Origin of the sequence: Thermosulfurimonas sp., from assembly GCF_015491435.1 — a bacterium.
Classification (GTDB): Bacteria; Desulfobacterota; Thermodesulfobacteria; order Thermodesulfobacteriales; family Thermodesulfobacteriaceae; genus Thermosulfurimonas_A.
In genome coordinates this window covers 1-4460 of the sequence record NZ_WFVX01000201.1, presented here as the reverse complement: position 1 = coordinate 4460, position 4460 = coordinate 1, and the positions used below count along the sequence as shown (strand labels likewise).

Here is a 4460-nt window from a genome sequence, read left to right as displayed (position 1 = left end):
GGAGATGTGTATAAGAGACAGGGGTACCATTAATCCCACCCAACCCACGATACCGGCGGCAGCCACCCCGGCTCCCACCGTAAGGGCGGCAAGGGCCATAATCAGAGCCCTTTCCTCCTCCACCGCCACCCCCAGACTCCGGGCCTCATCCTCGGAAAGGGAAAGAAGATTGAGGCGAAATCTCAAAATATAGAGGCCTAAGAGACCGATAACTATGGGCCCAAGGGTTCTTCGCACCGCCTCCCAGTTGCTCAGGGCGAAACTTCCCATCATCCAGGTCACGATCTCCGCCATCCGATGGGGATCCACCAGGAATTTGATCAGGGAAACCAGGGCCATAAGACCGGCGGAGACGATGACCCCGGAAAGAATGAGACTCAGACGGGAGACCTCTCCGGAAAGTCGAGCCACCCCGTAAGTCAGAACGGCAGCCAGATAAGAAAAGAAGAAAGCGGCCAGAGGGATAGGCACCCGGGGGAACCAGGCCACCGCCACCGCACACCCCAGCGCCCCTCCGGCCGAAAGCCCCAGAAGATAGGGATCCACCAGAGGATTCCGAAAAATGGCCTGAAGAGCCGCTCCGGAGGAGGCCAGGGCCGCCCCCACCAGCCCGGCCAGAATCACGCGCGGCAGGCGAATTTCCCAGATAATATTCACCAGAGCCGGACTGACCCCGGCCTTCGTTCCCTGTAGCCTCCCCTCAAGGATGCGGAGAGGGAGGAAGGGTTCAAAGCCAGCCGGCCCCACACAAAGAGAAAGATACAAAATCAACACCCCTCCCAGCACTATGATCCAGACCCCGACCTTAGAGGGCATGGGCCTCAAATTCTCCGACCAGGGCTGAAAAAGAAAGCCCGCGAAATCTTTCGGGATAGAGCTTCATCGCCGCCCATAGGGTTAAAAGAGCCACCCTGGGAGACCAGGTGGACCAGGCCGGGGCCTTATAAACGGCCCTGTGTTTTACGGCGGTCACCACGGCTAGCCTTCGATCCCGCAAGACCTCTTTCGGACCAAAGGGAGCGTTTCCCCAGATGAAAATGACCTCCGGGTCCCAAAGGACGATCCTTTCGGGAGAGACCCTGGGATAGGGATGATCCAAGGTTTCGGCACAATTTTTTCCGCCGGAAAGACGCAGCAGATCCGCCACCACTCCTTGTCCCCCGGCTACCTGACAATGACATCGATCTCCCCAGAGCCAGAGGACCCGCTTCCTGTGCTTAAGACCCTGAAGGCGATCCTGAATCAGAGAAAAGATTCCCTCCATGGCCTTTTCCACCCGGTGAAGCCTTCTCTCTCGACCGAAAACTTGAGCCAGAAGTTTCATACTGCGGTAAAGATCCTTAAGGCTTTCCGGGGCAAGGGCTATTACTACGGCTCCGCTCTTTCGGGCAAAATCTTCCAGCAACTTGAGACCTTCCGGACGATAGGACCAGGTCACTATCAAATCCGGGGAAAGAACCGCTAATGCTTCCAGGTTAATCTGGGTGGCGGTGCCCACCGTGGGAATCGTTCTCAGCCATCCCGGCGGCGAGGTTTTCTTCAAAAGATCGCTATAGCGTTTGGCCCAGAGGCTGATGCCTACGGTCTGCTCCCACAGATCAAGATAGGGAATGAGCTCGTAGCCGATAAAGAAAACCGCTCTTTTTACCGGAACCCTCACTTCTACCCGACGACCGGCGGCATCCTGAATCACCAGGACTCTGGAGGCCGCGGGTCTGACCTGGAATATGGTCCAGAGGAAAAACAAAAGAAGAAATGGCCTTGGTAGCCTCATTACAGAAGACCGCTCTGGAGCCCCTGGAGGATTCGAACCAATTCCTCCCGAACCTCTTCTGAAAGGGGAAGTTTTTCTCCCCGAAGGAGGGCCGCGGTGAACTCCGGACGCACGTAAAGTTTCCCCACCACCGGCAGATTCCTCCGAAGGATCTCCTCTTCGAGGATCCCTTCGGTCTCCGGGGTTATTCGGTTAAGAACCACCCCTGCAAAACGGGCCCCGGAACCGGTAGCCAGATCCCGTATTCTTTCCGCCAGGGCCACCGCCTCCAGAGAGGGTTCCACCACCGCAAGTACTCCATCTACCGCTGTCTCCAGACCCCTTCCGAAGTGTTCCACTCCGGCTTCGGTATCCACCAGAACGATCCCTCCGGGTGAAAACTCGAGTCTTTTCAGAAATTCCCGGGCCACCACCCCCATGGGGCAGGCGCAGCCCTCCCGGGCCTGAAGGATCTTCCCTACCACCACCAGAGACAGATTCCCCCTGCGGGCCACGTATTCCCCGGGGAGGTCCTCCGGAGAAATTCTGTGTTTTTCGAAAAGACCGAGTTCCTCCCGGCCCTCTTTTCGAATTCTTTCCCGGAGTTTTTTACGTACCTCGGTTTTGCCTCCGAGAAGGTCCATGAGGGTAGGAGGTGGATTCTCAAAACCCAGCATCCGATAAAGCCCCGGATTGGACTCATCGGCATCCACCACCAATACCTCCCGGTTTTGCTCGGCCAGAAATTCGGCCAGCAGGGCAGCCACGGTGCTTTTTCCGCTTCCTCCCTTACCGCTAATTACTATCTTCATCGTGGCCTCCTTTCCTTTAGGAAATTAAGAAAAGTCGGTGGGCCGGGGCGACAAGGATTTCCGTAACCCAGTTTCTGAAAAGATAGCGATACTCCTCTGCCTCCTGAAGGGTTATGGTGTGGCGCAGGATCTTGCTCTCAAGATTTCGCAGCTTTTCGGGTGCTCGGGTAAAGGACCTCCTGGTTCGAAGAAAAAGGAGATTTTCTCCCCGGGCATTGAGAAGAGTATAGACCTCTTCATCCATATCCTCGGAAAAGGAGGGAAACCCCATCAATTGGAGGGCCCTTGCGGCACAGCCCCGGTTATAGGCACACACGGAAAAATCCCTCAGGTTCTTTTCCTGGACATAGGACCTGAACACCAGGCCGGCTCTCCAGCCTATAGCCAGATAGGGACAGAGATGACCGTGCCTCCGCACTACGGTTTCCAGGGCCGTGAAAAACATGGTTGACCTCAATAACTGAATTTCAATTCCATAAACCAAGTCCTCCCCGGGGCTCGATAATAGTTTTGGGAAAAATCAGACTTATAAATCCTCTTGTCATGCGTAGCACTTTTATATAAAGTGTAACACAAACTTAAACCCGGTCCGGGTCCCCTGTCAAGGGGTTCGGCTGAAGGACTTTGGGGATCGGTTTTAAGCGAGTAAGTTTTTAGGACACGGGAGGTCCTATGACTCTCTGGTGGGTTATGGAAAAGGGTGGGTTTTTGATGTGGCCCCTTCTGGGCTGTTCGGTGCTGGGGCTGGCCGTCTTTCTGGAAAGACTAATTCGGCTCCTCGGGGCCACTTCCCGCGACAGGGACCTGGTGGAACGAGTGGCGGAAAGGGTGCTTGCCGGGGATCTCGAGGGAGCCCGGAGGGAGGCCGCCCGGGGCAGGGGTTCGGTGGCCCGTATGCTCTACGAGGGGCTTTCCATGGGGTTTGCGGATCCGGAGACCGTGGAACGCCTCCTTTCCTCCGCGGCGGAAAAGGAACGGGCCGAACTTTCCCGCTACTTCGGACTGATGGCCCTGGTCGGAAACCTGGCTCCGCTCCTGGGTCTTCTGGGGACGGTGATCGGAATGATTCGAGCCTTTCAGACCGTGGAGGCCCTGGGAGAAAGGGTCACCCCCTCGCACCTGGCCGGAGGAATATGGGAGGCCATGCTCACCACCGCCGCAGGCCTTACCGTGGCTATCCCCATCATGATCGGTCTTTCCTATCTGGAAGGCCGACTGGCCCGGATAGAAAATCAGATGGAGGAAGCTGCCACCCTGTTACTTAAGGCCCTTAAGGAAAGAGAACGCCATGCTTCGGCTTAAAAAACGCCCCAGACCTGCGGTTACCCTACCCCTTACGGCCCTCATCGATATCGTCTTTCTCCTGCTTATCTACTTCCTCCTTACCTCCAGTTTCATCCATCGAGAAGGGCTTAACCTCTCCCTTCCCCGGGCTTTATCCGGAAAGACCGTAAAGGCCCCCCTTACGGTGTATGTGGACCGAAACGGAACCATCTATTTCGAGAAAAAAAGAACCCGGGCCGAGGAACTGGTGAAAGTGCTTTCGCAAAGGCTTGCCACCCGGCAAGAGAAAAAAGTAATGGTAGAGGCCGATCGAAGGGCCCCGCTTGAGGCCGTGGTCTCGGCCATGGACGCCGCCCGGCTGGCCGGGGCTAAAACCCTAAGTCTGGCTACGGAAAAACCACGGGCACCGTGAACATAAATCGCCTTCTCATTCTAAGCCTGGTCCTTTCCCTGGCTCTCCATCTGGCCCTTTTCCTCTGGAACGGATTCCCCGGGCTAAGGAGCTCCGGTAGCCCCTCCCCGGAAAAAAAGAGCATCCTTCTCACCTTTCGGCTTTCGGGCCCCTCTACCCCCGGGCCGTCCCGAAAGTCCCCGGTAAAAAGAGAGAGTTT

7 protein-coding genes are annotated in these 4460 nt (G+C 56.4%); 3 read left to right on the top strand and 4 right to left on the bottom strand.

All coding sequences use genetic code 11. From position 1 onward, the window contains the following. From F8J34_RS09360 to F8J34_RS09345, 4 genes are all read right to left on the bottom strand, one after another. A partial coding sequence (locus tag F8J34_RS09360) for an iron ABC transporter permease (protein WP_297058778.1) occupies positions 1 to 816 on the bottom strand: 816 nt, incomplete at its 3' end. Beyond that, a complete protein-coding gene (locus F8J34_RS09355; protein ID WP_297058776.1) occupies positions 806 to 1693 on the bottom strand; it encodes an ABC transporter substrate-binding protein in 888 nt (295 codons plus the stop codon). The genes F8J34_RS09355 and F8J34_RS09360, both read right to left, overlap by 11 nt. 80 nt (positions 1694 to 1773) lie before the next feature. Beyond that, on the bottom strand, positions 1774 to 2565 hold the full coding sequence (locus F8J34_RS09350; protein WP_297058773.1) for a P-loop NTPase: 792 nt from the start codon (positions 2563 to 2565) through the stop codon (positions 1774 to 1776). 16 nt (positions 2566 to 2581) lie between these two features. Then, positions 2582 to 3010: an FmdE family protein gene (locus F8J34_RS09345; RefSeq protein WP_297058771.1), complete on the bottom strand. Its 429-nt coding sequence runs from the start codon at positions 3008 to 3010 to the stop codon at positions 2582 to 2584. 227 nt (positions 3011 to 3237) lie between these two features. Between F8J34_RS09345 and F8J34_RS09340 the strand changes: the two genes are divergently transcribed. The 3 genes from F8J34_RS09340 to F8J34_RS09330 form a co-directional block, all read left to right on the top strand. Beyond that, positions 3238 to 3867 (top strand): MotA/TolQ/ExbB proton channel family protein, encoded by a 630-nt coding sequence (locus F8J34_RS09340; RefSeq protein ID WP_297058769.1) that lies wholly within the window; start codon positions 3238 to 3240, stop codon positions 3865 to 3867. Next, positions 3854 to 4261, top strand: a complete 408-nt coding sequence (locus F8J34_RS09335) for a biopolymer transporter ExbD (RefSeq protein ID WP_297058767.1) — start codon at positions 3854 to 3856, stop codon at positions 4259 to 4261. Before F8J34_RS09340 ends, F8J34_RS09335 begins: the two co-directional genes overlap by 14 nt. Continuing rightward, the coding region (locus F8J34_RS09330) for a hypothetical protein (protein ID WP_297058764.1) at positions 4258 to 4460 on the top strand (203 nt) is incomplete at its 3' end. The genes F8J34_RS09335 and F8J34_RS09330, both read left to right, overlap by 4 nt.

Bases quoted from the DNA above. Each gene is read 5' to 3' on its own strand.
- F8J34_RS09350 (WP_297058773.1), bottom strand. From the start codon at position 2,565: ATGAAGATAGTAATTAGCGGTAAGGGAGGAAGCGGAAAAAGCACCGTG.
- F8J34_RS09345 (WP_297058771.1), bottom strand. From the start codon at position 3,010: ATGTTTTTCACGGCCCTGGAAACCGTAGTGCGGAGGCACGGTCATCTC.
- F8J34_RS09340 (WP_297058769.1), top strand. From the start codon at position 3,238: ATGACTCTCTGGTGGGTTATGGAAAAGGGTGGGTTTTTGATGTGGCCC.
- F8J34_RS09335 (WP_297058767.1), top strand. From the start codon at position 3,854: ATGCTTCGGCTTAAAAAACGCCCCAGACCTGCGGTTACCCTACCCCTT.